This is a genomic window from Sphingomonas sp., from assembly GCF_036402235.1.
Lineage (GTDB): Bacteria > Pseudomonadota > Alphaproteobacteria > Sphingomonadales > Sphingomonadaceae > Sphingomonas.
In genome coordinates this window covers 75,157-101,190 of the sequence record NZ_DASWTG010000054.1, presented here as the reverse complement: position 1 = coordinate 101,190, position 26,034 = coordinate 75,157, and the positions used below count along the sequence as shown (strand labels likewise).

Here is a 26,034-nt window from a genome sequence, read left to right as displayed (position 1 = left end):
GAAAGACAGACGCATGCGATTGAGCCATTTCCTTGCCGGTGTGAGTGTTGCCGGCCTCGCGCTTCCCGCCGTGGCGCAGACCGCGCCGCCGCCCGCGCAGGCCCCGCTCGCTCCCGTCGCGCCGGTGACGAGCCTGCGCGAGGCGATGGTTCAGGCCTATGCGACCAACCCGGATATCCTGGCGGAGCGCGCCAATCTGCGCGCGACGGACGAGAATGTGCCGATCGCGCGAGCCGAAGGGCTTCCTTCCGCGCGCTCGACCGCCGGCTACACCGAGAATACCTACAACAGCAACTACAACGGCGTCAGCCCGGTGCGTCAGGTGACGGCAGGCATCAACCTGTCCGCGCCGATCTACAGCGGCGGCAGCGTGTCCAACTCGATCCGGGCGGCCGATGCGCGGGTCGAGGCAGGGCAGGCGAACCTGCGCACTGCCGAAGCGAACCTGTTCACCAACGTCGTCGCAGCGTACATGAACGTCATCCGCGACGAGGCGATCGTCCGGCTCAACCAGCAGAATGTGAATGTGCTCGAAGTGAACCTTCGCGCCGCGAAGGACCGGTTCGAAGTCGGCGACCTGACGCGCACCGACGTCGCGCAGTCCGAGGCACGCCTGGCGATCGCCCGCGGCCAGCTGCAGGGCGCACAGGCGCAGCTGATCACCAGCCGCGAGAGCTATATCCGCGTCGTCGGCTCGCCGCCGGGTGAACTGGCGCCGCCGCCGCCGCTGCCCGGGCTGCCCGGCGATGCCGGAAGCGCGGTGAGCGTGGCGATGGAGGAGAATCCCAGCCTCGACGCAGCCGGCAAGGCAGCGAAGGCGGCGGGATATGACGTGAAGGTCGCCCGCGCCTCGCGCCTGCCGACGCTGTCGGTGGGGACGTCGAGCAACTATTTCAACAACATGAACTCGGGCGGCCTCCAGCTTGGCGGCGGGGGCGTGGAGCCGCAGAATGACGGCATCGCCACCAGCGCGGGTGTGACCCTGTCGCTGCCGCTGTTCCAGGGCGGTGCGCCCGCCGCGCGCGTGCGCCAGGCGCAGGCGCGCCAGTCGGCCGCGCTCGAGACCGTCACCTCGACCGAGCGCAACGTCATCGCCAATGTCCGCTCGGCCTTTGCGAGCTATCGTTCGGCGCTGGAGGTGATCCAGTCGGCGCGAATCGCGGTGGACGCCAACCGGCTTTCGCTGGAGGGCGTGCGCGCCGAGAACAGCGTCGGCACGCGCACCATCCTCGACATCCTCAACGCCGAGCAGGAATTGCTCAACAGCCAGGTCACCTATGTGACCGCCGAGCGCGACGCCTATGTCGCCGGGTTCGCGCTGCTCGCGTCGATGGGCCGGGCCGAGGCCGCGGATCTGGGCCTCGACGGCGGGCCGCTCTACGATCCGGTCGCGCACTACAAGGACTCGCGCCGCCGCTGGGGCGACTGGAGCGACGGCCCCAAGCCGACCGCCCAGGGCACGCGCACAATCGACAGCCCGGCGCAGAATCCCAGCGTTTCCGGGCCCGTTGATCCTATCGGCGCGCGCTGATTGTCGGATTCTTAAGGGGTGATGGTTGACAGCTACCCGCCAAATCCGACACTTGGCGGGTTTGGTTATCCCTAACGCGGGAACAACGAAATGGGGGACGTCAGCAACGAGCCGTCGATGGAGGACATCCTGTCCTCGATCAAACGGATCATCGCCGAAGAGGGCGAGAGTGCGGTCACGGCCCGCACCCGCCGTCCCGCGCGCGCCACGCCGCCCCTGCCGGCGGTGGACGAGGAGGAGATTCTCGAGCTGAGCGAGCCGGCACCCGCCGAATCGCTCCCGCCCGAGGAATCCGCCCAGGCCGAGGCGCCCGCCGAACCGATTCTCTCCGCCACGACCGCGCAAGCGAGCCGCGGGCCGCTCGAAGCGCTTTCGCGGCTGATCGTGAAGCCCGATGTCGCGGGCAGCGATACGCTGGAGGGCCTCGTGCGCGAGCTGCTCCGCCCGATGCTGCGCGAATGGCTCGACGCCAACCTGCCGCGGATGGTCGAGGAGATGGTTCAGCGCGAGATCGCACGGATTACCGCGGGCCGCGACTGATCTTGCCTTGCCCGATACGCCCGTTAAGGGCGGGGCATGAGCGAACTCCCCAAGACTTTCGACCCGGCTGAAATCGAATCGCGCTGGTACGCGCATTGGGAAACGAATGGCCTGTTCCGGCCCGAGCGTCCCGGCGCGGAGCCGTGGACGATCGTAAACCCGCCGCCCAACGTCACCGGCAGCCTCCATATCGGCCACGCGCTCGACAACACGCTGCAGGACATCCTGGTGCGTCATGCGCGGCTCAAGGGCAAGGACGCGCGCTGGGTGGTGGGCACCGACCATGCCGGTATCGCCACGCAGATGGTGGTCGAGCGCCAGCTCGCCGAGCGGCAGGACAAGCGCACCAACTATTCCCGCGAGGATTTCGTCAAGAAAGTCTGGGAGTGGAAGGAGGAGAGCGGCGGCACGATCACCCGCCAGCTCCGCCGCCTCGGCTGCTCGATGGACTGGTCCAACGAGCGCTTCACGATGGACGAAGGCTTCTCGAAGGCCGTGCTCAAGGTGTTCGTCGAGCTGCACAAGCAGGGGCTGATCTACCGCGACAAGCGGCTGGTGAACTGGGACCCCGCGCTCAAGACTGCGATCTCCGACCTCGAGGTCGAATCGCGCCCGGTGCAGGGCCATATGTGGCACTTCAAATACCCGCTCGCGGGCGGTGAGACCTATATTTATGTCGAGCGTGACGCTGACGGGAACGTCGTGCTGGAGGAAGAGCGCGATTACATCTCGATCGCGACCACCCGGCCCGAGACGATGCTGGGTGACGGCGCGGTCGCGGTGCACCCCGATGACGAGCGCTACCGCCCGATCGTCGGCAAACTCTGCGAGATCCCGGTCGGCCCCAAGGCGCTGCGCCGTCAGATCCCGATCATCACCGACGACTATCCCGATCCCCATTTCGGCTCGGGCGCGGTCAAGATCACCGGCGCGCATGACGAGAACGACTATGGTGTCGCTCAGCGCAACGGCATCCCGATGTACCGGCTGATGGACGAGAACGCCGCGATGCGCGCGGACGGTGCGCCCTATGCCGAGGCCGCAGCGCGCGCGCAGCAGATCGCTGGCGGCGCTGCCTGGACGGCGGCCGAAGTCGATACGCTCAATCTGGTGCCCGAGGCCTATCGCGGGCTCGACCGCTACGAGGCGCGCAAGCGGGTCGTCGCCGACATCGATGCCGACGGCCTGATGATCAAGGTCGAGGACAAGCAGATCATGCAGCCCTTCGGCGACCGCGGCGGCGTGGTGATCGAGCCGATGCTGACCGACCAATGGTATGTCGATGCCGCGACGCTGGCCAAGCCGGCGATCGAGGCGGTCCGCTCGGGTGCGACCAAGGTCGTGCCGAAGAGCTGGGAAAAGACCTATTTCAACTGGATGGAGAACATCCAGCCGTGGTGCGTCTCGCGGCAATTGTGGTGGGGCCATCGCATCCCGGCCTGGTATGCCGAGGATGGCCGTATCTTCGTCGCCGAGACCGAGGAAGAAGCGCAGGCGCAAGCCGGGCAGGGCGTTGCGCTGAGGCGCGACGAGGACGTGCTCGACACCTGGTTCTCCTCGGCGCTGTGGCCGTTCGCGACGATGGGCTGGCCCGAGACGACCGACTCCACGCTCGGCGGCCGCTATCCCAATGACGTGCTCATCTCCGGCTTCGACATCCTGTTCTTCTGGGATGCGCGGATGATGATGCAGGGTTTGCACTTCATGAAGGAAGTGCCGTTCAAGACCCTGTATCTCCACGGACTTGTCCGAGCGGCGGACGGGCAGAAAATGTCCAAGTCCAAGGGCAACGTCGTCGATCCGCTGGGCCTGATCGACCGCTATGGCGCCGACGCGCTGCGCTTCTTCATGGCGGCGATGGAGAGCCAGGGCCGCGACGTGAAGATGGATGAGAAGCGCGTCGAGGGCTATCGCAACTTCGCGACCAAGCTGTGGAACGCCGCGCGCTTTGCCCAGTCCAACGGCATCCGTGCGAGCGAGCATATCGAGCCGCCCGAAGCGACGCTCGCGGTCAACAAGTGGATCGTCGCAGAGACCGTGGCGACGGTGCAGGCGATGGACCTCGCCTTCGCCGACTATCGCTTCGACGAGGCGGCCAACGCGATCTACCAGTTCACCTGGAGCCGCTTCTGCGACTGGTATCTCGAGCTCATCAAGCCGGTCCTCCAGACCGAAGGGGCCGAGGGTGCGGAAGAGACGCGGTTGGTCGCCGGCTGGGTGCTCGACCAGATCCTGGTCCTGCTGCACCCGTTCATGCCCTTCATCACCGAGGAGCTGTGGTCGAAGCTGGGCGATCGCCCCGACTATCCGCTGATCACCGCCAAATGGCCGATGGCCGATGCGCGGGCGCTCGATCCGGAGGCGGTGAAGGAAATCGACTGGCTGATCCGGCTGGTGAGCGAGTTGCGTGCGGCGCGGACCGAGCTCAACGTCCCCCCGGGTGCGCGGCTGCCGCTGTTCGTGCGCGACGCCCACGCCGACACCGCCGAGCGGCTGGTGCGGCAGGACGCGGTGCTGGGCCGTCTCGCTCGCGTCGATCGTGCCGAGGGCGATGCGCCCGCGGGCGGCGCGCTGCAGATCGTGGTCGACGAAGCGACCTTTGTCCTCCCGCTCGAAGGCGTGATCGATCTCGACGCCGAGCGCGCGCGCCTGACCAAGGCGATCGCCGCCGCGGAGAAGGAGCGCGACAGCCTGAACGCGCGCCTGTCCAATCCCGCCTTCGCCGAAAAGGCCAAGCCCGAGGCGGTCGAGAAGGCACGCGCCGACCATGCCGAGAAATCGGCCGAGGCGGCGCGGCTTCAGGCGGCGCTGGGTCGGCTGGGTTGACGACCGGCTGACAAACTTGACTCGAAACGCCGGTTTTCCGGCCGAAGCGACTGCGACGCGACGCCTTTGCGCCAGTGACGCGCTGGATTCGCTCCGGTGACGCGGCACCCGCGCGCCAGTCGCGCGCCAGCGACGCGCCACCCGCGCGCCGCCGAAGCGGCGGGTATGCGTCACCCGCGCGGCGGTATGAAGCGGAAGGCTATTGTCCCGGTCGATCATGGGACCGACCAGATATCGCGAAAGCGGGGCTGTAGGAAAATGGTTTCGCGTCAGATCCCCGCCGGCCGAGGCTTGCGCCGCCCCGCGGCCTGTCCCACAAAGCCGCGCGATGAGGCACGCCCGCGATCTCGACCGACTCAGCGCAGGCAAGCCACGGCGGGGGTGGGACTAGCATGGCGCCGCCAGCCGTTCGTCACGACCTGACCCAAGGTCCGATCGGCCGCACGCTGCTGCTGTTCGCGCTGCCCACGCTCGGGTCGAACATCCTCCAGTCGCTCAACGGCTCGATCAACTCGATCTGGGTCGGGCGTTTCCTCGGCGAGCAGGCGCTGGCCGCGACCAGCAACGCCAACATCATCATGTTCCTGATGTTCTCGGCGGTGTTCGGCTTCGGCATGGCCGCGACGATCCTGATCGGCCAGTCGATGGGGCGGCACGATGTCGAGGCAGCGCGGCGTGCGTTCGGCTCGGCGATCGGGCTGGTGATGGGCGGCGCGCTGGTGATCGCCATCCTGGGCTGGCTGTTCACGCCGCAGATCCTGCATCTGCTCGCCACACCGGGCGAAGCGGAGCATCTGGCGCGCGATTACCTGCGCGTGATCTTCCTCGGGCTGCCTTTCTCGATGCTCGGCGTGCTGATCCAGATGAGCCTGCGCGGCACCGGCGATTCGGTCACGCCGCTGTGGTTCATGGTGCTGAGCGTGGTGATCGATGCGGGCCTCAACCCGCTGCTGATCGCGGGGATCGGGCCGTTCCCGCGCATGGGCATCGCGGGCTCCGCGACCGCCACGCTGATCGCCGGGATCGTCTCCTCGGCCGGGCTGCTCGCCTATGTCTATTGGCGCGATCTGCCGATCCGGTTGCGCGGCCCCGAGCTGCGCTATCTGCTGCCCGAGCGCGCGCTGGTCCGCACCATCGTCGCCAAGGGGCTGCCGATGGGCGCGCAGATGCTGGTCATGTCGACCGCGGGCCTCTCCATGATCGGCCTCGTCAACCGGCTCGGGGTCGAGACCGCCGCCGCCTATGCCGTCTCGCAGCAGCTGTGGACCTATATCCAGATGCCGGCGATGGCGATCGGCGTCGCGGTGTCGAGCATGGCGGCGCAGAATATCGGCGCCGGGCGCTGGGACCGGGTCGGCGCGATCACGCGCGCGGGGCTGATCCTCAACACCGCGATCACGCTCTCGGTGATCGTGCTCATCATCCTGTTCGATCGCGAGGTGATGGCGCTGTTCGTCGGCAGCGACAGCCCGGCAATCCCGATCGCGCGCCACATCCAGCTGATCGCGAGCTGGACCTTCGTGATGTTCGGCGCGACGATGGTGATGTTCTCCACCGTCCGCGCCAATGGCGCGACCGTCGCGCCGCTCGTCATCCTCGCGATCACCATGTTCCCGGTTCGCCTCGGCTTCGCGCTCGGGGCCCAGCCTTGGCTCGGTAGCGACGCGCTTTGGTTCGCCTTCCCGATCGGCTCGGCCTGCTCGCTCGTGCTCGCCGCGCTCTACTATCGTTATGGCAAGTGGCGCAGCGCGGTGCTTGGGGTTCCGCCGGAGCCGGAGGATGCGGCGGAGCAAGCCCATGCGGCGACCGAGCCCGCCGGGCGCTTGCAACCCACGGGTTGAGAGCGCATCAGCGCTGCCATGAGCCACTATCCCGCCCTTCGCCTTCGCCGCACCCGCTCCGCCGCGTGGAGCCGGCGGATGCATGCCGAGACCGTGCTGACGCCCGCCGACCTGATCTGGCCGCTGTTCGTCACCGAGGGTGAGAGCATCGAGGAGCCGATCGCCTCGCTTCCCGGCGTGTCGCGCTGGTCGGTCGATCAGGTCGTGGTGCGTGCGAAGGAAGCGGCAGCGCTGGGCATCCCGTGCCTCGCGCTGTTCCCCAATACGCCACACGACCTGCGCACCGATGACGGGCGCGAGGCGCTCAATCCCGACAATCTGATGTGCCGTGCGATCCGTGCGATCAAGGATGGGGTGCCCGATATCGGCCTGCTCACCGATGTCGCGCTCGACCCCTATACTGCGCACGGCCATGACGGCCTGGTCGACGACAAGGGCTATGTTCGCAACGACGCCACCGCCGAATTGCTGGTCGGCCAGTCGCTCAACCAGGCGCGGGCAGGCGCCGACATCATCGCGCCGAGCGACATGATGGACGGCCGCGTCGGCCTGATCCGCGAGGCGCTGGAAGGCGAGGGGCATGTGAACGTGCAGATCATGGCCTATGCCGCCAAATACGCCTCGGCCTTTTACGGCCCGTTCCGCGACGCGGTGGGCAGCCGCGGGCTGCTCAAGGGCGACAAGAAGACCTATCAGATGGACCCCGCCAATGCCGAGGAGGCGCTGCGCGAGGTCGAGCTCGACCTGGACGAGGGCGCGGACAGCGTGATGGTGAAGCCCGGCCTGCCCTATCTCGACATCGCGCGCCGGGTGAAGGAGCGGTTCGAGGTGCCGGTGTTCGCCTATCAGGTGAGCGGCGAATATGCGATGATCGAGGCCGCGGCCGCCGCCGGGGCAGGGGACCGCGACGCGCTGGTGCTCGAGACGCTGATGGCGTTCAAGCGCGCCGGCTGCAGCGGCGTGCTGACCTATCATGCGGCGCACGCGGCGCGGTTGCTCGGCGCTTGATCGAGACCGACCGCCTGATCCTGCGCAAGCCGCGCCCGTCGGACCATGAAGCGCTGTTCGCGATGTGGGCCGATCCCGCGATGATGGCGGACCTCGGCCCGGTCAAGGACAGGGCGATGAGCGAGGCGACGCTCGCGCGCCACGACGCGTACCGGCATGAGGGGCTCGGTTTCCTTACCGTGGAGCGCAAGTCGGACTGGGCGGTGATCGGCTTTTGCGGCCTCAAGCGCGGCGATCCGCCGCATCCCATTGCGGGCGAGGTCGAGGCCGGCTGGATGATCGCGCGGCCATATTGGCGGCAAGGCTATGCGCTGGAGGCGATGCGCGCGGTCATGGCATGGGGCTGGGCCAGCTTCGACATGCCGCGGATCGTCGCGATCACAGCCGAGCGCAACCTCGCCAGCCAGGCGATGATGATGCGGCTGGGCATGACGCGGCTGGCCGACGGCGATTTCGAGCATCATGCCTTTGCCGCCGACGATCCCTTGCGCCGGATCGTTACCTACAGCATCAATCGCCCATAAGTGCCGCGTAACGAAGGGGAGACGATGAGCGCCGAAGCCATAACCGATGCGGCGCAAGTCGAACCCGCCGCGCCCCGGCGCGCCGTCGGCACCCTCTTCGTCGCCGCGATCCTGCTCGGCAGCTTCCTGCTGTTCCTGGTCCAACCGATGATCGCGCGCATGGCGTTGCCGCGGCTCGGCGGTGCGCCGGCGGTGTGGAACAGCGCGATGCTGGTCTATCAGGCACTGCTGCTCGGCGGCTACGCCTATGCGCATTGGCTGGGCCGGGTGCCGGTGCGGCAGCAGGCGATGATCCATCTCGCCGTGCTCGCGCTCGCAGCGCTGTGGTTGCCGATCGGGCTGATGGCGATGCAGATGCCCGCCGATGCCGAACCGGCACTGTGGGTGCCGTGGCTGCTCGGTGCGTCGATCGGCCCGCTGTTCTTCGCCATCTCCGCGCAGGCGCCGCTGCTCCAGCGCTGGTTCGCCGTCGCCTCGGGCGGGCGCGATCCCTATGCGCTCTATGCGGCGTCGAACGTGGGCAGCTTCGGCGGGTTGCTCGCCTATCCGCTGCTGGTCGAGCCGGGGCTCGCGCTCGAGGGGCAGAGCTGGCTGTGGACCGGCGGCTATGTGCTGGTGTTCGTGGCGGTGGCGGCGTGCGCGCTGCTGCTGCCGCGCAAGGCGGCGGACGAGCCGCACGTCCATGCGACCAGCCCGGCGCCGTCGCGCAGGCGCGTGGCGCACTGGATCGCGCTCGCCTTCGTCCCCTCGGGCCTGATGCTCGCCACGTCGAGCTTCCTCACCACCGACATCGTCGCGGTGCCGATGCTGTGGGTGCTTCCGCTCGGCCTCTATCTGCTGAGCTTCACCATCGCCTTCGCCGCGCGCCGCTGGCTCGCGGAGATCCTCACGCGCTTCGCGCCCGTGACCATCCTGATGTTCGGCGGGCTGATGATCGCCGGAAGCACCGGAAGCCCCGAGCTCAACGCGCTGATGGCGCTGGGCCTGTTGTTCATGGTCGCCGTCGCGCTCCACACGCACATGTACGATCTGCGGCCGGAGCCGGACCGGCTGACGGGCTTCTATCTCGCCATGTCGGTGGGCGGGGCGCTGGGCGGGGTGTTCGCCGCGCTGATCGCGCCGCTGGTGTTCGACTGGACCTATGAATACCCGATCCTCATCCTGGCGGCGGGCCTGCTGGTGCCGCAGGCGTTCCTGCTGCCGCCACTCGCCGGGCTGTGGCGGGCCGGCCGGAACGGCGTGCGGCTTCGCATCCTGCTGGTGGCGCTGCTGGTCGCGGCGATCGTGTGGCTCGGGCTGTTCGGCCCGGCGGCGCAGCTCGGCGACAAGCCGCTGGGTCTGCTTTATCTCGCCATCGCACTGGTCGGGCTGTTCACCATCGGCATGCGGCTGCCTTACATGATCGTGCTCGCCGGCGCGTTGTTCCTGTTCGGCGGCTATCGCTCGCTCGCGATGAGCTGGGAAGGCGACGTCCGTACCCGCAGCTATTTCGGCGTCTACACGATCACCGATCTTTCGACCCAGAAGCGGCTCGCGCACGGCACCACGCTGCACGGCGTTCAGCTGGAGGGGCATGACCTGCTGTTGCGCATGCCGACGACCTATTATGTGCCCGGATCGGGCGTCGGCCGGGCGATGATGGCGCTGCCGGCGCTTTACGGCCCCTCGGCGCGGGTCGGCGTCGTCGGCCTCGGCACCGGCACGCTCGCCTGCTATGCGCTGCCCGGCCAGGACTGGCGCTTCTACGAGATCGACCCGGCGGTGGTCGATCTGGCGCGGGGGCCGTTCCGCTTCCTCGAGCTGTGCCTTCCCAAGGCGAACATCGTCGTCGGCGATGCCCGGGTGCGGCTCAACGAAGCGGCGTCGTCGAGCCTCGACCTGCTCGCGCTCGACGCCTTCTCGTCCGATGCGGTGCCGATGCACCTGATGACGCGCGAGGCGTTCGCGACCTATGATCGCGTGCTCGCGAAGAACGGCCTGCTGCTCGTCCATATCTCCAACCGCTTCCTCTCGCTCGAGCCGGTGGTCGAGGCCGCGGCGAAGGCGGGTGGCTGGAGCGCCGCGGCGCTGACCTATCATCCCTCGCCCGACGAGGAGATTCAGGAAGCGGCGACCTCCGACTGGATCGCGCTGTCGCGCTCGCCCGAGACCATCGCCCGGCTCAAGGCGCGGGGCGGCGCGTGGCGCGATCTGCAGCAGACGCCCGGCTTCACCCCCTGGACCGACGATTATGCGACGATCCTGCCGGTGCTGCGCAGCCTGAACAAGGACCTGCCCTGAGCGCGCCTATTTGAGCTTGAGCGGCAGCCCCGCGGCGACGAACACGACGCCGTCGACTGCCGCTGCAACCTGCTGGTTGACGCGCCCCGCCTCGTCCCGGAAGCGGCGGGCGAGGGGGTTGTCGGGAACGATGCCGAGGCCGACCTCGTTGGCGACCAGGATCAGCGGCCCCGCGGCGTCGGCAATGGCAGCGATCAGCGCTTCCGCGGCCGCCGGGATGTCACGCTCGGCGAGCAGCAGGTTGGTCGTCCACAGCGTCAGGCAATCGATCAGCAGCACGCGATCCTCGCGGCTCTCGCTCCGCACCGCCGCGGCAAGCTCGATCGGCGCCTCGACCGTGATCCAGCGCGGCCCGCGATCGGCGCGGTGGCGGGCGATCCGGTCGGCCATCTCGGCGTCGAGGGCCTGCCCGGTGGCGACGAACACCAGTTCGCCGTCCAGCGCTTCGGCGCGGGTTTGCGCATAGCGGCTCTTGCCCGATCGCGCGCCGCCCAGGACGAGAAGGGTGTTCATGCCGCCGTCCTTTCCATCGCCAGGGCGATCAGGCTGTCGATATCGAGATGCGTTTCGAGCGAGCCGGCGATGTCGTCCAGCGCGGCGTTCACCGATGCCGCATAGTCGATGCCGGCTCCGTCGGCCCCCAGCTGCGAGAGCAGCGCCGCGCGCAGCGACGGATCGGCGAGCAGCCCGTGGACATAGCTTCCCATCACCCGCCCGTCCGCACTGATCGCGCCATCGCTGCGGCCATCGTCGAAGGTCGCGAAGGGGCGGTCCGCGCCCGCGCCACGCGTCTCGCCCATGTGCATCTCGTATCCGTCGAAGCGCGCGCCAAGCGCGCGGCCCCGCACGGGGCGCAATGCCTTGGTCGCCCTCAGCTCCGTCTCGACCTCGAGCAGCCCCAGCCCGGCCGCCTCGCCCGGGGCGCCTTCCAGCCCCAGCGGGTCGGCGATCCGCATGCCCAGCATCTGATAGCCGCCGCACAGCCCCAGGATCCGGCCGCCGCGGCGATGATGGGCAAGGAGGTCGATGTCCCAGCCCTGCGCGCGCACCGCCGTCAGATCCGCCAGCGTCGCCTTCGATCCGGGCAGTACGATCAGTGCGGCCGCGGCGGGGATCGGCTGCCCCGGCGGCACCATGGCCAGCTCGACATCGGCCTCGAGCATCAGCGGGTCGAGATCGTCGAAATTGGAGATGCGCGGCAGGATCGGGCAGGCGATGAGGATGCGATCGCCGCTGCGGGCCGCCGGCCGCTCGAGCCGAACCGCGTCCTCGCTCGGCAGGCGCGCGGTGGCGGGCAGCCAGGGGACCAGGCCATAGCCGCGCCAGCCGCTGCGTTCCTCGATCGCGCGATAGCCGTCGGCGAACAGCGCGGGATCGCCGCGGAACTTGTTGATGATGAAGCCGTGGATCATCGCGGCGTCCTCCGCATCGAGCACCGTCCGCGTTCCGACGACCGATGCGATCACGCCGCCGCGGTCGATATCGCCGATCAGCACCACCGGCACCGCCGCGGCGCGGGCAAAGCCCATGTTTGCGATATCCCCGGCGCGGAGATTGATCTCAGCAGGCGATCCCGCGCCCTCGATCACGACGATGTCGCATGCCCGTTCGAGCCGCCTGAAGCTCTCCATCACCTCTTCGAGAAGCGCGCCCCGTCCGGCGCGGAAGTTGCCGCTACCCAGCGTGCCGCGGACCCGGCCCTGAACCACCAGCTGGGACGTGTGGTCGGCCTGGGGCTTGAGCAGCACCGGGTTCATATCGGTGTGCGGTTCGGCGCGACAGGCGATCGCCTGAAGCGCCTGCGCCCGCCCGATCTCCCCGCCGTCGATCGTCACCGCGGCGTTGTTCGACATGTTCTGGGGCTTGAACGGGAGCACGCGCAGCCCGCGATTGGCCAGCGCGCGGCACAGCCCGGCGACCAGCACCGACTTGCCGACGTCCGATCCGGTTCCCTGCAGCATCAGCGCGCCCATGCAGCCACTCCTGCAATCAGCCACAACAGCGCACAAGCGCGCAGATAGAGGCTCAGCGCGCGCGTGACGTCGGCGGTGCCGGCATCGGCGCGGCCGTCGCCGATCCAGGGTTTTACGTGCGTCTCGCCGTCATAGCTTGCCGGGCCGGCGAGCTTCAGGCCGAGCGCCCCGGCCATCGCCGCTTCGGTCCAGCCGGCGTTGGGCGAGGCGTGCTCGCGCGCGTCACGCCACATCACGCGCCAGCCGCGCAGGGCCGCCAGGCAGATCAGCGCGCCGGCAATCCGCGCCGGCACCAGGTTGAGCAGGTCGTCCGCCCGCGCCGCCGCGCAGCCGAACGCGCGCCACGACGGCTCGCGATGGCCGATCAGGCTGTCGGCGGTGTTGATCGCCTTGTAGATCCAGAGCCCGGGCAGGCCGAGCACCAGCAGCCAGAATAGCGGCGCGGCGATCCCGTCGCAGAAGCTCTCGGCCAGGCTTTCGATCGCCGCGCGCGCGACACCGGCTTCGTCGAGCGTCTCGACGTCGCGGCCCACGATCATCGCCACGGCGCTTCGTGCGGCTTCGATGTCGCCGGTGCCGAGCGCATCGCGGACCGCCCCGACATGCTCGAACAGGCTGCGCTGGGCGAGGCCGGGCGCGGCGAACAGGGCGATCCCGATCCAGCTCCAACCGCCGAGCGCCTGATGCGCCAGCCAGGTCAGCAGCCAGCCAGTGCCGCCGGCAACCCCGGTCAGGATCGCCACCGTCGCGAGGCCCATCACCCGGCGCGCTCCGGGGCTGCGCGACGACGCGTTCCACATCGCCGCGCATCGCCGGATGATCGCTGCAAATCCACCCACCGGATGCCCGACGCGGCGGTAGAGTGCAGCTGGCCAGCCGACCGCCGCGTCGATCGCCAGCGCGGCCAGCGCCACCGGCTCAGGCATCGGCCAGCGCCGCGCCCAGCCGTGCCAGGGCGTCGGCATCGCGCGGCAGGCCGATGCGCAGCCAGCGCCGGTCATAGTCGAAGGGCCGGGTGAGGATCGATCGCCGGGCGAGGCACTCGAACAGCCGGTGCGCGTCATCGGTCTCGATCAGGCGGAACAGCGGGCACGCGCCGGTGACGGTGTAGCCCCGTGCCTCGAGTAGCTGGTCGAGCGCGGCCGCCGCTTCCGTCAGCCGGATGCGCATGGCCGCGATCCATGCCGCGTCGCGATAGGCAGCGCTGCCGATCGCGATCGCCGCCGCCGATACCGGCCATGCGCCGATCCGCGCACGCAACTCCGCGGCCAGCGCGGGCGGGGCGATCAGAAACCCCAGCCGCACCCCGGCAAGCCCGAAGAACTTGCCGAAGGAGCGCAACACGATCAGCCGCCGGCCCGCGCCGACTTCACCGGCGAGGCTGTGGCGCGGATCGGCATCGGCAAAGGCCTCGTCCAGCACCAGCCATCCGCGCGCCATCTGTGCCCGCAGCGTCGCAGCGGGGATCAAGCGCCCGTCAGGGTTGTTGGGATTGGCGACGATCAGCGTCCCTTCGGCCGGATTCACCGCTCCTGACGCCACCGGGACGGCGTCCGGCACCATCTCGCCATGGGTGCGATAGCCGGGCCGGACATGGCGCACCGGTCCGGGAAGCCTTTCCCCGAGCAGCCGCAGGCCGATCTCGCTGCCCGGCAGCGCCAGCACGCAGGCGGGGTCGGCACCGAAACAGGCGGCGGCAATGGCTTCCAGATCGGCGAGCGCGCCGGGATCGGGCAGCCGCGCCCAGTCGATCGCCAGTTCGCCCACACCCGGCCATGCGTGCGGATTGATTCCGGTCGAAAGGTCGATCCACGGCTCGGCAGTGTCGCCGAACGCCGCCCGCGCCTGCGCCAGCTGCCCGCCATGCCATGTCCATGCGCTCACGCCAGCCCGGCCCAGAGCACTGCCGCGACCAGCAGTCCGGATTCGACCAGCTCGATCCCGGCGCCAAGGCAATCGCCCGAAACGCCGCCAAGCTTGTGCCTGAGCCACAGCCCCCACCACAGAATCAGCAGCGGCGCGACCAGCAGCGCCGGGGCCACCCAGCAGGCCGCCGCCCAGCCAATCGTCCATAGCGCCAGAACCGGAAGGCTGGCGATGCCGACGAACCGCTCGGCAAGCCCCGCGTGCAACGAGGGCAACCAGCGCGTCCACGCCAGCGGCGCGATCCGTGCGACGGCGGGGATCAGAAGCAGCGCCGGCCATTGCGCGGCAGGCAACAGGTGAAGCAGCACCAGCTTGGCGATGAGCTGGACGACCAGCGCGACCACCCCGAAGCTGCCGACATGCGGATCGGCCATCACCGCGAGCAGCCGCTCCGGGTCGCGATGCGCGGCGCCGCGCGCATCGGCCAGGTCGGACAGCCCGTCGAGATGCAGCGCACCCGTCACCCACACCCAGCCGATCAGGCCGCAAAGCGCGGCCATCCACGGATCGACCAACCCGCCGAGCCAGAAGGCCCCGGCCACGACGCCGCCGACCGCCAGCCCCGCGACCGGAAACCAGCGCATGCTCGCGGTGAAGCTTGCCGCGTCCACCGGCACGCCCGGCATCGGCAGGCGCGTCAGGAACTGGAGCGCGATGATCAAGCCTTTCATGGCCACAGCCCCACAATCTGCCCGCTGCGCGCGGGTCCGTCCCAGATACGCAGCGCGAGCACGCTGGCATAGGGAAGGTCGAACCCCCAGAGCTGGGGCAGGGGAAAGCCGCACAGGACATGCAGTGCCGCGCGCATCGCCCCGCCATGGGTGACGACGAGCGCCGGCTCGGCGGGAAGATCGCCGATCGCGGCGCCGACCCGCTCCACCAGCGCCGTCCAGCGCTCGCCACCGGGCGGGGGATTGGCGTCGGGGTCGGCCCAGAACCGCCCCAGCGCCGCGGTGTCGATCGCGCCGCTCTCCAAGCCTTCCCACGCGCCGAAATCCAGCTCGCGCCAGCGCGGATCGATGTGCGGGGTCAACTCCAGGTCCGCGGCAACGGCTTCCGCGCACCGCGTTGCACGGCGAAGGTCGGACGCGATGACCCGTACCACCGCCAGCCCCTCGGCCTGCGCGCGGCACGCGGCCACGCCTTCGTCGGTCACGCCACAATCGGTGCGGCCGAGCATTCGCCCGGTCAGCGCCGGCGTGCCGTGGCGCATCAGGTAGAGCGTCCGCGCGCTCACAATTTCCCCGAGACGCTCGCCTCGGCAAAGGTGGCCATGCCGTTGTGCGTCGCGAGCGCGGCGCGCACGATCGGCACCGCCACCGCCGCGCCGCTGCCTTCGCCCAGCCGCATGCCGAGCTGAAGCAGCGGCGTGAGGCTGAACTGGTGGAGCAGGCGGCGATGGCCCGGCTCAGCCGAGCAATGGCCGGCCAGGCAGTGCTCGGCCAGCGAAGGCTGCTGCGCCACCAGCGGCGCGAGCGCGGCGCAGGCGATGAATCCGTCGAGCATCACCGGCACGCGCGCATGGCGTGCGGCCAGCACGGCGCCGGCGATCGCCGCGATCTCCCGCCCGCCCAGCCGCCGCAGCGTTTCAAAGGCGTCGTGCGGCGCGCCAGCATGGAAGGCGAGTGCGCGCTTGATCACCGCGACCTTGTGGGCCACGCCCGTGGCATCGAGGCCTGTGCCGGGCCCGACCCAGTCGCGCACGTCGCCGCCCAGGCTGCGCGCGCACAGCGCCGCAGCGGCGGTGCTGTTGCCGATGCCCATCTCGCCCACCGCGAGCAGGTCGAGGTCGGCATCGACCATCTCGGCGCCGCGATTGAGCGCATTGAGGCATTCGTCCGCGCGCATCGCGGGCCCGTCGGTGAAATCCGCGGTCGGGTTGTCGAGATCGAGCGCGACGATATGAAGGTCGAGACCGGCTTCGCGCGCGAGCTGGTTGATCGCCGCGCCGCCTGCCTCGAAGTTCGCGACCATCTGGACCGTCACGTCCGCGGGAAAGGCGCTGACGCCGTGGCGCGTGACGCCATGGTTGCCCGCGAATATCACGGCGCGCGCCCTGTCTAGGGAAGGGCGCGCCTTGCCCTGCCAGCCTGCCATGAACAGCGCGATCTCCTCCAGCCGCCCCAGCGATCCCGCGGGCTTGGTCAGCTGCGCCTGCCGAGCGCTCGCCGCATCGCGCACGGCAGCGTCCGGGCCGGGAAGGTCGGCGAGCGCAGCGGCGAAGGCTTCAGGTGAATCGAAACGCATCAAACAATCCCGTCCTGTGCGATCCGTCCGGTCGGCACGACCAGCGGAGACGCTTCGCTCTCGTCGATCCTTGCCTGCACGCCATAGACGGTGCGCAGATTGGCTTCGCTCAGCACCTCGAGCGGCGCGCCCTGTGCGATCAGCCGTCCGCGATCCATCAGCAGCAGCCGGTCGCAATAGCGCGCGGCCATCGTCAGATCGTGCAGGATCGCGACCACCAGTGCGCCGGTCCGCGCCTCGCTGCGCAGCAGCTCCATCACGTCGATCTGGTGCCCGGGATCGAGCGACGCGAGCGGCTCGTCCGCGATCAGCCCGCGCGCTTCCACCGCCAGCGCCCGCGCCAGCAGCACGCGCGCACGCTCGCCGCCGGACAGCTCGGTGGCGATGCGGTCGCGCAGATGCGCGACGTCGGCGCGTTCCATCGCGCGATCGATGATGGCCTGATCCGCTGAGGCGATGCGCGACATCGGCGCGAGATGGGGCAGGCGGCCGAGACCGACGAGCCGCTCGACCGCCAGCGGCCAGTGCAATGTCTGGCCCTGCGGCAGATAGGCCAGCGCACGGGCGATCTGCGCGCGCGTCAGGCCGGTGACCTCCATGCCGTCGAGCGCGGTGCCGCCGCGATAGGGGATGAGGCCGAGCAATGCGCGCACCAGCGTCGACTTGCCCGCGCCATTGGGGCCGATGATGCCGATCAGCCGCCCCGGCTCGAGCGACAGCGTGATGCCGTCCACCACCGTGCGGGTGCCGAGCGAGACGCTCAGGCCGTGCGTCGTCAGCGTCACCATAGCCGGCGCTCCCGCAACAGATGCACAAGGAAGACCGGGATTCCAAGGAATGCCGTGACCACGCCGAGCTTCAGCTCGTTGGTCGCCGGGATCAGCCGCACGCCGAGGTCCGAGACGGTGAGCAGCAGCGCCCCGCCGATCGCCGAGGGAATGAGGATCGCCGAGGGGCTGCGATCGGTGAAGGGACGGATGATGTGCGGCACGATCAGCCCGACAAAGCCGATCGATCCCGAGACGGCGACCGCGCCGCCCACCCCGATCGCGACCCCGGCCAGCAGCCGCCAGCGCACCGCGCGCAGGTTGATGCCCAGCGCGCGCGCACCGTCCTCGCCCAGCGTCAGCGCATCCAGCGCACGCCCGTCCCACAGCAGCAGCGCGCTGCCGACGACGATGCAGGGCAGGGCGATCCACACATGCTGCGACGAGCGGTTCTCGAGGCTGCCGAGCAGCCAGTTCATGATCTCCATCGCCGCGAACGGATTGGGCGACAGGTTGAGTGCCAGGCTGATCCCGGCGCCCGCCAGCGTCGCGATCGCGATGCCGGCGAGGATCAGGGTCAGCGCGCTCTCCGACTGCCCCGACAGCCCGAACAGCGCCACCAGGGCCGCCACCGCCGTGGCGATGGCGAGCAGCGGCAGCAGCGCCGGATGCAACTCGGCGATCCCGAAATAGAGCGCGATCACCGCGCCCAATGCGGCGGCATTGGAGGCACCGAGCACGGACGGTTCGGCCAGCGGATTGCGCAGGAAGCCCTGCAATGCGGCACCCGCCAGGCCGAGCATCGCGCCGACCAGCAGCCCCAGCAGCATGCGCGGCATGCGCAGGTCGAGCACGATCGTCGACGCGATGGGATCGCCCGTGCCGAGCAGCGTCGCGATCACCCGGTCGGGCGCGAGCGATACGGTGCCGAGGCCGAGCGAGGCCAATCCCGCCAGCGCGGTCAGCACCAGCAGCACGGCGGAGAGGCGGAAGGATGCGCCGCGGGTCATCGCGTCACGAACCGCTTGCCCGGCGCGCGAACCGGGCTAGGAACGCAGGTATCATGCGGCGTCTTCTCCATCTTGCGGTCATTTCCCTGTTCACGCTCGGCGCCTCCGCGGCGCCGGTCACGCCGCAGCGGACGGCTGCGCCCGTTCGACCACAGCGGATCGTTTCGCTCAACCTTTGCACCGATCAGCTGCTGCTGGCGCTCGCGGACCGCTCGCAGATCGCCGCGCTCACCCGCAACGCGCGCGATGCCGAGATGTCGGCTGCGGCCGCCCAGGCGCAGGGCATCACCTTGCTCAAGGAATCGGCCGAGCAGCTCTATGCGCTGCACCCTGACCTGATCCTCGGCATGCCAGCCAGCCGCCATCCGATGCTGCGCCCGCTGGGGCCGGAGAAATACCGCACGCTCGACCTGGGATACGCCGAAAGCTACCCCACCATCATCGAGCAGATCCGCACCGTCGCCGCGGCCGTCGGCCATCCGGCGCGGGGCGAGGCGCTGATCCGCCGCATGGAGGCGGATCTCGCGAAGATCGGCAAGCTCAGGGGCGGCAAGGTCGCGGCCTATTACCAGCGCCGCGGGTTCATGACCGGCACCGAGACGCTGATCGACGACCTCATGACCCGCACCGGCCTCATCAACCTCGCCGCCAAGCTCGGCAAGCCGCCGCTGTCGCAGGTCAGCCTCGAGGAGATGGTCGCGGCCAGGCCCGATTTCCTGATCGTCGAAAGCGCTACCGACCGGATCACCGATCAGGGGACGGAGATGCTGCACCACCCCGCGCTGCGTAGCATCCCGCGCATCTCGATCCCGCAGGCGTGGACGGTGTGCGGCAGCCCCGCTTATGTGCTGGCCGCGCGCGGCATCGTCGAGCAGGCGGCCAGGCGCAGGCACTAGAATTCGATTCCCTTCTGCGCGCGCACATTCTGCGTGCGGAAGGGGTGCTTGATCTCGGTCATCTCGGTGACGAGGTCGGCGGCGTCGATCAGCGCCTGGGGCGCGTTGCGGCCGGTGATGACGACATGCTTCATCTCCGCGCGGGCGGTGACCGCCTCCAGCACCTCCTCGACCGGCAGGTAATCGTAGCGCAGCACGATGTTGAGCTCGTCGGCGATCACCAGCGCATAGGCGGGGTCGGCGATCATCCGCTTGACCTCTTCCCAGCCGGCGCGCGCCGCGGCGATGTCGCGCGCGCGGTCCTGCGTGTCCCAGGTGAAGCCTTCGCCCATCCGCTTGAACTCGATCTCGTCGGGAAAGCGATCGAAGAAGCGCTTCTCGCCAGTGTCGATCGTCCCCTTCACGAACTGGACGATCCCCACCTTCATGCCATGGCCGATCGATCGCGCGGCCATGCCGAAGGCGGAGGAGGACTTGCCCTTGCCGTTGCCGGTATGGACGATCAGCAGGCCCTTCTCGACCGTCTTGGCCGCGATCTTCTTCCGCTGTGCCGCCTGGATCTTCTTCATCCGCTCATTGTGCTCGGCATCGGTCCGGGGCTTCATCGCATCCTCCGCAGATAGGGAAAGGGAGGCGGGCGACCACCTCCCCCAAGGGTTCAGAAGCGCAGGCGAACGCCGCCATAGGCGCTCTGGCCCAGCGCGTTCTTGCCGTAGCTCATCTGGTATTGCTTATCGAACAGGTTCACGACGCGGCCATAGACCTCGACATTGCCGGTGATCCCATAGGATGCGAGCAGGTCGACCACCTCATAGCCCTTGGTCGCGGGCGAGAAGCTGCTCGATGCGTTGCGGTCGCGATAGCGCGCGCGGGCACCGATCGAGAGGCGCTCGACCGGGGTCAGCGTGATCGAGGTGCTGCCCGAATGCTTCGGGCGGCCCAGATCGACCCAGCCGCCATTCTCGCGCGGATCCTGCTCGGCCTCGAGATAGGTGTAGCTCTGGCGGATCGTCAGCCAGCCGGTGGGACGGACATCGAACGCGACCTCGACCCCCGACTTGCGCGTCTTGCCGAACTGGGCATAGCCGCCGAATGGCGGGCGGGCGCCGTCGAACACGATCTCGTTGCGAGTCTTCGCGAAGAAGTAGGAGAATTGCGCGCTGAACTTCGAGCCGAAGTTGAAGTCGATGCCGACATCGCCGCCCTCGCTCGTCTCGACCTTGAGGTCGGGATTGCCGTAGCTCGGGTCGAACAGCTGGTAGAGGCCCGGCGCCTTGGCGCCCGAGCCGTAGCTCGCGCGCAGCTTGACGTCGCCGCCGCCGATCGCGTCCTCGACGACATAGGCACCGGTGACGCGATAGGTGTCGAAGCTGCCGAAGCGGCTATTGTCGTCGATGCGCGCCGCACCGGTGATCGTCAGGCCGGTAACGGGTCGCAGCGCCAGCTCGGCGAACGCCGACCTGGTCGTGACCCTGGCGTCGAGCGCACCCGAGAAGCTGGTCAGCTGGTCGGTATATTCCTCCTCGTAATTGCCGCCCACGGCGACGCCGAAGATTCCGCCCTTGTCGTAGCTGGCGTTGAGCGCGAGCACGTCCTTGGTGCCCTCGTACAGGTCGCCCTCCGGACGGTTCCATTGCCCGAAATAGCGGCGCTGGGCGACATAGCGGCTCGCCGTCGCGTTCGCGCGCAGCGCGCTGTCGTCGCTGCGGAAGCTGGCCTGGCCGGCATAGGCCCATTCCTTCTTGCGCACCGTGTCGAGGCTGTCGCCGTTGGTGGCATCAAGGTCCGAATGCGCATCCTGCCAGAAGCCGATGAGCTGCAGATCGATGTTGGACGCCGCCGCAAGCCCGACGCGGCCGCTGAAGCCGTAGCGCCAATATTCGTCCTCTTCCGCCGCCGTGCCGGTCGCCGGATCGGCCAGCGACGGGCCGTCATGCCTGTAGCCGCTGGCGGTGACGCGGAAATCGAGCGCGCCCTTCTTGCCGAGGATCGAGGCGGCGCCGCTGCGCGTCTCGAACGATCCATATTCGCCCTGTGCGCTGACCAGGAAGCCGTCTTCCCTGGCGCGCCTGGTGATGATGTTGACGACGCCGCCGATCGCGTCGGAGCCGTAGAGCGAGCTCTGGTTGCCGCGCAGCACCTCGATCCGCGCGATATCGGCGGTGGTCAGGTGATCGGTCTGATACTGGGTGCTGGTCGAGCTGGGATCGCCCAGCTCGATGCCGTCGATCAGGAACAGCACCTGATCATTGTCCGATCCGCGGATGCTGACGCTGTTGGCGTCGCCGGGGCGGTCGGAGCTGATCTGCACGCCGGCAAGGTCCTGGAACATGTCCTTGGCGAAGAAGGCCTGCTCGCGCTGCAGGTCCTCGGCGGTGATCACCGAGACGGCGCTGCCGACCTCGCGCGCGGTCAGCGGCACGCGGCTGGCGCTGATCACCACATCGTCGCCGGAAGCGGGCGCCTGCTCCTGTGCAAGGGCCGGGGCAGCGGCGCCGGCCAGCAAGATGGTCAAATAACGGTAGCTCACATCAAATCCCCCCGCGTCGAGCAACTGGAAGGCGGGACCTGCCGGATCGCGTCAACGAACGGCCGGCACGCGCGTGCGGACGGACGCTGGAGGCACCCGCACAGGCGTGACCGTGCGGCCCCGCCGCATGGTTCGTCGCTCAGACGGAGAGAAACCGTGCCCTGGCCATTCCCTGGACCACGGCAAGAGCGACCCGCACCGGCAGGTCTCCTGGCTTGCGGGTCATCGCTCGATGCGCGGCCTTCCCGGACCGGTTCGGTCCAGTGGCTGCTTCCTCGGGAAAGGGAAGCCAGCGCATCTCGCTCGCCGCTCACAGTTGCAGGGACAGCCGCGGATTTGGATGGGGAGGCCCATCCGCACCGCATTCCCATATTAAGCCCCTTGCGGGGCACCGGTGCGATCAAGGGACACCGGATTTCTCCCGGCGTCCGCGGCGGCCCCTACGCGCAATCGCGGCGATTGCCAACGGGGGTCGCAAGGGGATGGTGAGGTAAGTTGAGAGATATCAACTCTGATGCCCGTCATCCCCGCGTAGGCGGGGATCCATTCGCCCTGTCGTTGAAGCTCGATCCTCGTCGTGGGGATGAATGGATTCCCGCCTGCGCGGGAATGACGAACAGGAATGTGAGGCGCGAGCTTCAAACCACCTCACCACCCGCAATCCGGAGCTTGCCGCGGCTAGAAATTCCAGTCGAAGCCGATCCGGATGCTGCGGGGGCGCAGCGGGGTGATCTGGTCGCGATCGCGGATCAGGAAGGGCGATCCCAGCGCGAAGCGGTTGCCGCGCGAATCGAGCAGGTTGGTCAGCGACAGGCTGATCCCGCGCCGCCGGTCGCCGATCCGCGCCTCCAGCGCCGTGTCGAGATAGTCGCCCTGCAGCCGCTCGAGGATCGGCCCGATGCCCAGCGTCGACTGGCCGACATAGCGAGCGTGCCCGTCGATCGTCAGCGTCGCGCCGGACCTGAGCTCGGCGGTATAGGCAAAGCCGAGCCGCCCGGTGGCGTCGGCGACGTTGGGCAGGCGGTCGGCAGGGATCGAGGGCGCGTCGATCGGCAGCAGGATCACGTCGCGGCGGGTGACGCTGCTGTCGTTCAGGTAGATCGAGGCGTCGATCTCCAGCCCGTCGACCGGGCGCCAGCGCCCGGCGACGCCCAGCGAGAACACCTCGCCGTCGCCGATATTGGCGGTGGTGGGAAAGCCGAAGCCGTCGATCAGATCAGCCTGGATATGCTTCCAGTTGGTCCAGGAACCGCTGATCGACAGATCGAACTGGTCGCCGGCATAGCGGCTGCCTGCCTCCAGCGTCGTCACCCGGTCGCCCTCGAAGCGCTGCACATAGTCCTGCCGCACGGCGATTCCGCCCGGACGGAAGCCCTGCTGGAAGCGCGCGAACAGCGTCAGGCGATCATTGGGCCGCCACGCGAGCGCTGCGGACGGGAGCAGCCGGGTCTCGCTGCGGCTGCCGCGCGCGCCGGGATCGTTGCGATAGGCCAGCGTCTCCAGCACGTCCTCCGACCGGCCCGACAGGCTCGCATGGGTCAGCCGTGACCCCAGGGTGAGCGTGACGCGCGGCATCGGCTGGATCGTCGCCTCGCCATAGAGCGTGGCTTCGTCGACCTTGTTGGTGACGCCGGTCATCGGCTGGAAGATCGCCGTCGACCACACATAGCCGCGGCTGGGCGTCACGACATTGCCGGGGTTTCCAACCTGCGCGCCGCTTGCCGCCGCGAGAGTGGGGGCGATATCCATGCGCCGCTCGACGCGGGCGTCGTTGCGTAGCAGGCTGGCGGCGACCAGCCAGCCCGTGCCGTCCGGCCCGCGCCGCGCCAGCCGCGTCTCGAAGGTCAGCATGGAGATGCGGTTGGCCTGCGAATAGCCGGTGCCGGGCGAGTCCAGCGCGGGGCGGACGTCGGGCGCGCCGGGGTCGGTCAGCGCCTGCCCCTCGAACATCTCGAACACATATTGGCGCGCATAGCCGAGCGATGAGGTGAGCTCGAGATCGTCCCAGCGCTTGCGCACGACGAAGTCGGCGAGCCAATAGTCGCTGCGGAACGGCTGGGCGATGCTGCTCACCCGGGCAAGGTCGCCGGCGCCGCGCTCGGCATATTGGCTGTCGTCGCCGCGGATCTTCTGGCCCACGCCGGTCAGGTCGAGCAGCCAGCCGTCTCCGGCATCGAAGCGCAGCGCGCCGCGCCCGCCGATCGTCCGCACGCGGTTCACGTCGCGCAGCCCGCGGCCGAGATCGTTGATATAGCCGCCCTCGACCGATCCGAAGGCGAGCCCGCGAAAGGCGAGCTTGTCGCCGATCAGCGGCACGTTGACGATCGCGCCGCCGTCGACCGACGGCTGCCCGTGCTGCACGCCGGTCACGCCGCCCCACGCCGAACCCTCGACGCTGCGCAGGTCGGGCGCGCGCGGCACGACGCGCACCACCCCGCCGAGCGATCCCGCGCCGTAGAGCGTGCCCTGCGGCCCTTCCAGCACCTCGATGCTCTGCACGTCGTAGAGGCGCAGATTGGGGTCGGGCGCGCTGTAGGTGATGCGGCTGTTGCCCCAATATTGCCCGACCGTCGCCTGGGTGGGGCCGACGAAGCTCGAATCCGCGATGCCGCGCACGAACAGCTTGTTGCGGCCGGGGCCGAGATGGGTGGAGACGACGCTGGCGATGCGCGCTTCGATCGCTCCCGTGCCCTGCAGCCCGTCGGCCGCCGACAGGCTGTCGCCGCTGATGATCTGCACGCCGCCCGGATAGGCGCCGAGCGGGATGTCGCGCTTGGTGGCGGTGACGACCACCTCGACCGGCTCTTCCGGCTCGGAGGGCGGCGGGGCAGGGCGAGGCGGGGCCGGGCGCGGCGCTGGCCTGGCGACGGCGGGCGCACGCTCGATCAGATAGGTGGCGGCTGCGACCTGGCGGGCGCGCGCGCCGGTGCCGCGCAGGGCACGCTCGAGCGCGGTGCCGGCGCTCAGCCGGCCGCGGACGGGCTTCACGCGGACCGCGGCAAGGGCGGGATCGCGGAAGCCGATGCTTGCGCCGGATTGCTGGCTGAGCAGGCGCACCGCGGCGTCGAGGCGCATTTCGGGCAAGCGAATCTCCGCCGCCCGCTCCTGCGCGATCGCAGGAGACGCCATCAGGATGGGGATCAGGGCAAAGGGGCTAGCGCGGCGGACCATTGGCAGGTGACATTACCCATCCTTCTCCCTGTGCGGTGAACCGCACGCCCAGCAGCGGCGCTGCGCGGGCGAGCACGTCCTCCGCACTTCCGTTGAGCATCAGCGCGCCGGTATAGGGCGCGAAGCCGCGGCCCTCGATCTTCACCGTGCGCCCCAGATTGCGCGTCAGATCCTGCGCCACCCGGTCGAGCGGCGCCCGATCGTAATAGAGCGCGCCCGCACGCCAGCCGCCGACATTCTGCGGGGCCGCCTTGCGCAGCACCGGCAGCGCGCCGGCGCGTGCGCGCGACAGGCCGTCGCCCGCGTCGAGCCGCACCTGTCCGGCGCCCGGCTGATAGATCACCGCACCTTCGGCGACCTCGACATCGAGCGCACCGCCCTCGGCGACGACGTTGAACACCGTACCCGCGTCGAGCAGCCTGGTGTTGCCGGTGACGACGAGGAACGGGTTGGCCTCGTCATGCTTCACCTCGAACAGCGCCTCGCCCTGCGCCAGCTCGACATGGCGCGGCGCATCGCGATCGATGGTGATGCGGGTGCTGCCGTTGAGGATGATCCGCGACCCGTCGGCCAGCTCGACCGTGCGATGCTCGCCCGGCGCGGTCGCGATCAGCTCGGGCGAATGACCGCGATCGATCAGCCCCCAGCCGGCGACTCCCGCCACGGCTGCTGCGACTGCCACGCCGGCGAGCCAGCGGCGGCGCGGCGGCCGGTAGCCGGCGTCCGGCTCGGGCTGCCAAGCGGGCCTGGGCGCGCTGGCGAGCAGCTCCGCCGCTTCGTCCGCCTCCGCCAACGCGGTTTCATAGGCGGCGAGGTGGGCAGGGGACTCTTCCAGCCACAGCATGAAGCCGTCCCAATCGGAAAAGCCCGGATCGCTCGCACGGATCGCCCATAGCCGGGCGGCTTCCGCGATCCCGGGCGTCGGCAGGGCGTTGGATTCCATCGTCATATCGCCCTCATGACG

The 26,034-nt window shown here is 69.4% G+C and carries 21 protein-coding genes and 1 riboswitch; of the genes, 8 read left to right on the top strand and 13 right to left on the bottom strand.

The annotated features are described in order from the left end of the window. Window positions 1-13: 13 nt before the first annotated feature. The 7 genes from VGD28_RS11150 to VGD28_RS11120 all read left to right on the top strand — a co-directional run bounded on the left by VGD28_RS11150 (window position 14) and on the right by VGD28_RS11120 (window position 10,550). The gene (locus tag VGD28_RS11150; RefSeq protein WP_331028417.1) at window positions 14-1,531 is read left to right on the top strand and encodes a TolC family outer membrane protein; all 1,518 of its coding nucleotides are present in this window, start codon (window positions 14-16) and stop codon (window positions 1,529-1,531) included. A gap of 90 nt (window positions 1,532-1,621) precedes the next feature. Continuing rightward, entirely contained in the window at window positions 1,622-2,071 is a 450-nt protein-coding gene (locus tag VGD28_RS11145) for a DUF2497 domain-containing protein (protein ID WP_331028416.1), read from the top strand. Between the two features lie 36 nt (window positions 2,072-2,107). Beyond that, window positions 2,108-4,897, top strand: a complete 2,790-nt coding sequence (locus tag VGD28_RS11140; RefSeq protein ID WP_331028415.1) for a valine--tRNA ligase — start codon at window positions 2,108-2,110, stop codon at window positions 4,895-4,897. A gap of 392 nt (window positions 4,898-5,289) precedes the next feature. Continuing rightward, window positions 5,290-6,738: an MATE family efflux transporter gene (locus tag VGD28_RS11135; RefSeq protein WP_331028414.1), complete on the top strand. Its 1,449-nt coding sequence runs from the start codon at window positions 5,290-5,292 to the stop codon at window positions 6,736-6,738. 18 nt (window positions 6,739-6,756) lie between these two features. Then, entirely contained in the window at window positions 6,757-7,746 is a 990-nt protein-coding gene (gene hemB / locus VGD28_RS11130) for a porphobilinogen synthase (protein ID WP_331028413.1), read from the top strand. Then, window positions 7,743-8,270, top strand: coding sequence for a GNAT family N-acetyltransferase (locus VGD28_RS11125; RefSeq protein ID WP_331028412.1), 528 nt, complete (start codon window positions 7,743-7,745; stop codon window positions 8,268-8,270). Before hemB ends, VGD28_RS11125 begins: the two co-directional genes overlap by 4 nt. 24 nt (window positions 8,271-8,294) lie before the next feature. Beyond that, window positions 8,295-10,550 (top strand): fused MFS/spermidine synthase, encoded by a 2,256-nt coding sequence (locus tag VGD28_RS11120; protein ID WP_331028411.1) that lies wholly within the window; start codon window positions 8,295-8,297, stop codon window positions 10,548-10,550. A 6-nt stretch (window positions 10,551-10,556) separates the two neighbouring features. Here the strand turns inward: VGD28_RS11120 and cobU are convergent, their stop codons facing one another. The 9 genes from cobU to VGD28_RS11075 are packed head-to-tail and all read right to left on the bottom strand — an operon-like array spanning window position 10,557 to window position 18,473. Then, the gene (gene cobU, locus VGD28_RS11115) at window positions 10,557-11,063 is read right to left on the bottom strand and encodes a bifunctional adenosylcobinamide kinase/adenosylcobinamide-phosphate guanylyltransferase (protein WP_331028410.1); all 507 of its coding nucleotides are present in this window, start codon (window positions 11,061-11,063) and stop codon (window positions 10,557-10,559) included. Next, complete coding sequence (locus VGD28_RS11110; RefSeq protein WP_331028409.1) at window positions 11,060-12,523, bottom strand: cobyric acid synthase; 1,464 nt, start codon at window positions 12,521-12,523, stop codon at window positions 11,060-11,062. Before VGD28_RS11110 ends, cobU begins: the two co-directional genes overlap by 4 nt. After that, window positions 12,511-13,449, bottom strand: coding sequence for an adenosylcobinamide-phosphate synthase CbiB (cbiB, locus tag VGD28_RS11105; RefSeq protein ID WP_331028614.1), 939 nt, complete (start codon window positions 13,447-13,449; stop codon window positions 12,511-12,513). The genes VGD28_RS11110 and cbiB overlap by 13 nt, the downstream gene beginning before the upstream one ends. Continuing rightward, the gene (locus VGD28_RS11100) at window positions 13,442-14,407 is read right to left on the bottom strand and encodes a threonine-phosphate decarboxylase (RefSeq protein ID WP_331028408.1); all 966 of its coding nucleotides are present in this window, start codon (window positions 14,405-14,407) and stop codon (window positions 13,442-13,444) included. The genes cbiB and VGD28_RS11100 overlap by 8 nt, the downstream gene beginning before the upstream one ends. Next, window positions 14,404-15,120 (bottom strand): adenosylcobinamide-GDP ribazoletransferase, encoded by a 717-nt coding sequence (locus VGD28_RS11095; RefSeq protein WP_331028407.1) that lies wholly within the window; start codon window positions 15,118-15,120, stop codon window positions 14,404-14,406. Before VGD28_RS11095 ends, VGD28_RS11100 begins: the two co-directional genes overlap by 4 nt. Then, window positions 15,117-15,686: a histidine phosphatase family protein gene (locus tag VGD28_RS11090; RefSeq protein ID WP_331028406.1), complete on the bottom strand. Its 570-nt coding sequence runs from the start codon at window positions 15,684-15,686 to the stop codon at window positions 15,117-15,119. The genes VGD28_RS11095 and VGD28_RS11090 overlap by 4 nt, the downstream gene beginning before the upstream one ends. Next, window positions 15,683-16,696, bottom strand: coding sequence for a nicotinate-nucleotide--dimethylbenzimidazole phosphoribosyltransferase (cobT, locus tag VGD28_RS11085; RefSeq protein ID WP_331028405.1), 1,014 nt, complete (start codon window positions 16,694-16,696; stop codon window positions 15,683-15,685). The genes VGD28_RS11090 and cobT overlap by 4 nt, the downstream gene beginning before the upstream one ends. Further along, on the bottom strand, window positions 16,696-17,484 hold the full coding sequence (locus tag VGD28_RS11080; RefSeq protein WP_331028404.1) for an ABC transporter ATP-binding protein: 789 nt from the start codon (window positions 17,482-17,484) through the stop codon (window positions 16,696-16,698). The genes cobT and VGD28_RS11080 overlap by 1 nt, the downstream gene beginning before the upstream one ends. Next, window positions 17,478-18,473: an iron ABC transporter permease gene (locus tag VGD28_RS11075; protein WP_331028403.1), complete on the bottom strand. Its 996-nt coding sequence runs from the start codon at window positions 18,471-18,473 to the stop codon at window positions 17,478-17,480. Before VGD28_RS11075 ends, VGD28_RS11080 begins: the two co-directional genes overlap by 7 nt. Before the next feature lie 53 nt (window positions 18,474-18,526). On the opposite strand from VGD28_RS11075, the gene VGD28_RS11070 reads away from it, so the two are divergent. After that, window positions 18,527-19,369: an ABC transporter substrate-binding protein gene (locus VGD28_RS11070; protein ID WP_331028402.1), complete on the top strand. Its 843-nt coding sequence runs from the start codon at window positions 18,527-18,529 to the stop codon at window positions 19,367-19,369. Here the strand turns inward: VGD28_RS11070 and cobO are convergent. The 4 genes from cobO to VGD28_RS11050 form a co-directional block, all read right to left on the bottom strand. Then, window positions 19,366-19,974: a cob(I)yrinic acid a,c-diamide adenosyltransferase gene (gene cobO, locus VGD28_RS11065; protein ID WP_331028401.1), complete on the bottom strand. Its 609-nt coding sequence runs from the start codon at window positions 19,972-19,974 to the stop codon at window positions 19,366-19,368. The two genes, VGD28_RS11070 and cobO, sit on opposite strands and share 4 nt — an antisense overlap. A gap of 53 nt (window positions 19,975-20,027) precedes the next feature. Further along, a complete protein-coding gene (locus VGD28_RS11060; RefSeq protein ID WP_331028400.1) occupies window positions 20,028-21,884 on the bottom strand; it encodes a TonB-dependent receptor plug domain-containing protein in 1,857 nt (618 codons plus the stop codon). Between the two features lie 198 nt (window positions 21,885-22,082). Beyond that, window positions 22,083-22,309, bottom strand: a riboswitch (cobalamin riboswitch). Window positions 22,310-22,577: 268 nt separating this feature from the next. Beyond that, the gene (locus VGD28_RS11055) at window positions 22,578-25,028 is read right to left on the bottom strand and encodes a TonB-dependent receptor domain-containing protein (protein WP_331028399.1); all 2,451 of its coding nucleotides are present in this window, start codon (window positions 25,026-25,028) and stop codon (window positions 22,578-22,580) included. Window positions 25,029-25,053: 25 nt separating this feature from the next. Beyond that, window positions 25,054-26,013 (bottom strand): FecR family protein, encoded by a 960-nt coding sequence (locus VGD28_RS11050; RefSeq protein ID WP_331028398.1) that lies wholly within the window; start codon window positions 26,011-26,013, stop codon window positions 25,054-25,056. Window positions 26,014-26,034 lie beyond the last annotated feature (21 nt).

Excerpts from the sequence above, each read along its gene's own strand:
- VGD28_RS11150 (WP_331028417.1), top strand. The coding sequence starts at position 14 with ATGCGATTGAGCCATTTCCTTGCCGGTGTGAGTGTTGCCGGCCTCGCG.
- VGD28_RS11145 (WP_331028416.1), top strand. The coding sequence starts at position 1,622 with ATGGGGGACGTCAGCAACGAGCCGTCGATGGAGGACATCCTGTCCTCG.
- VGD28_RS11140 (WP_331028415.1), top strand. The coding sequence starts at position 2,108 with ATGAGCGAACTCCCCAAGACTTTCGACCCGGCTGAAATCGAATCGCGC.
- VGD28_RS11135 (WP_331028414.1), top strand. The coding sequence starts at position 5,290 with ATGGCGCCGCCAGCCGTTCGTCACGACCTGACCCAAGGTCCGATCGGC.
- hemB (WP_331028413.1), top strand. The coding sequence starts at position 6,757 with ATGAGCCACTATCCCGCCCTTCGCCTTCGCCGCACCCGCTCCGCCGCG.
- VGD28_RS11120 (WP_331028411.1), top strand. The coding sequence starts at position 8,295 with ATGAGCGCCGAAGCCATAACCGATGCGGCGCAAGTCGAACCCGCCGCG.
- cobU (WP_331028410.1), bottom strand. The coding sequence starts at position 11,063 with ATGAACACCCTTCTCGTCCTGGGCGGCGCGCGATCGGGCAAGAGCCGC.
- VGD28_RS11110 (WP_331028409.1), bottom strand. The coding sequence starts at position 12,523 with ATGGGCGCGCTGATGCTGCAGGGAACCGGATCGGACGTCGGCAAGTCG.
- cbiB (WP_331028614.1), bottom strand. The coding sequence starts at position 13,449 with ATGCCTGAGCCGGTGGCGCTGGCCGCGCTGGCGATCGACGCGGCGGTC.
- VGD28_RS11095 (WP_331028407.1), bottom strand. The coding sequence starts at position 15,120 with ATGAAAGGCTTGATCATCGCGCTCCAGTTCCTGACGCGCCTGCCGATG.
- cobT (WP_331028405.1), bottom strand. The coding sequence starts at position 16,696 with ATGCGTTTCGATTCACCTGAAGCCTTCGCCGCTGCGCTCGCCGACCTT.
- VGD28_RS11080 (WP_331028404.1), bottom strand. The coding sequence starts at position 17,484 with ATGGTGACGCTGACGACGCACGGCCTGAGCGTCTCGCTCGGCACCCGC.
- VGD28_RS11075 (WP_331028403.1), bottom strand. The coding sequence starts at position 18,473 with ATGACCCGCGGCGCATCCTTCCGCCTCTCCGCCGTGCTGCTGGTGCTG.
- VGD28_RS11070 (WP_331028402.1), top strand. The coding sequence starts at position 18,527 with ATGCGGCGTCTTCTCCATCTTGCGGTCATTTCCCTGTTCACGCTCGGC.
- cobO (WP_331028401.1), bottom strand. The coding sequence starts at position 19,974 with ATGAAGCCCCGGACCGATGCCGAGCACAATGAGCGGATGAAGAAGATC.
- VGD28_RS11055 (WP_331028399.1), bottom strand. The coding sequence starts at position 25,028 with ATGGCGTCTCCTGCGATCGCGCAGGAGCGGGCGGCGGAGATTCGCTTG.
- VGD28_RS11050 (WP_331028398.1), bottom strand. The coding sequence starts at position 26,013 with ATGGAATCCAACGCCCTGCCGACGCCCGGGATCGCGGAAGCCGCCCGG.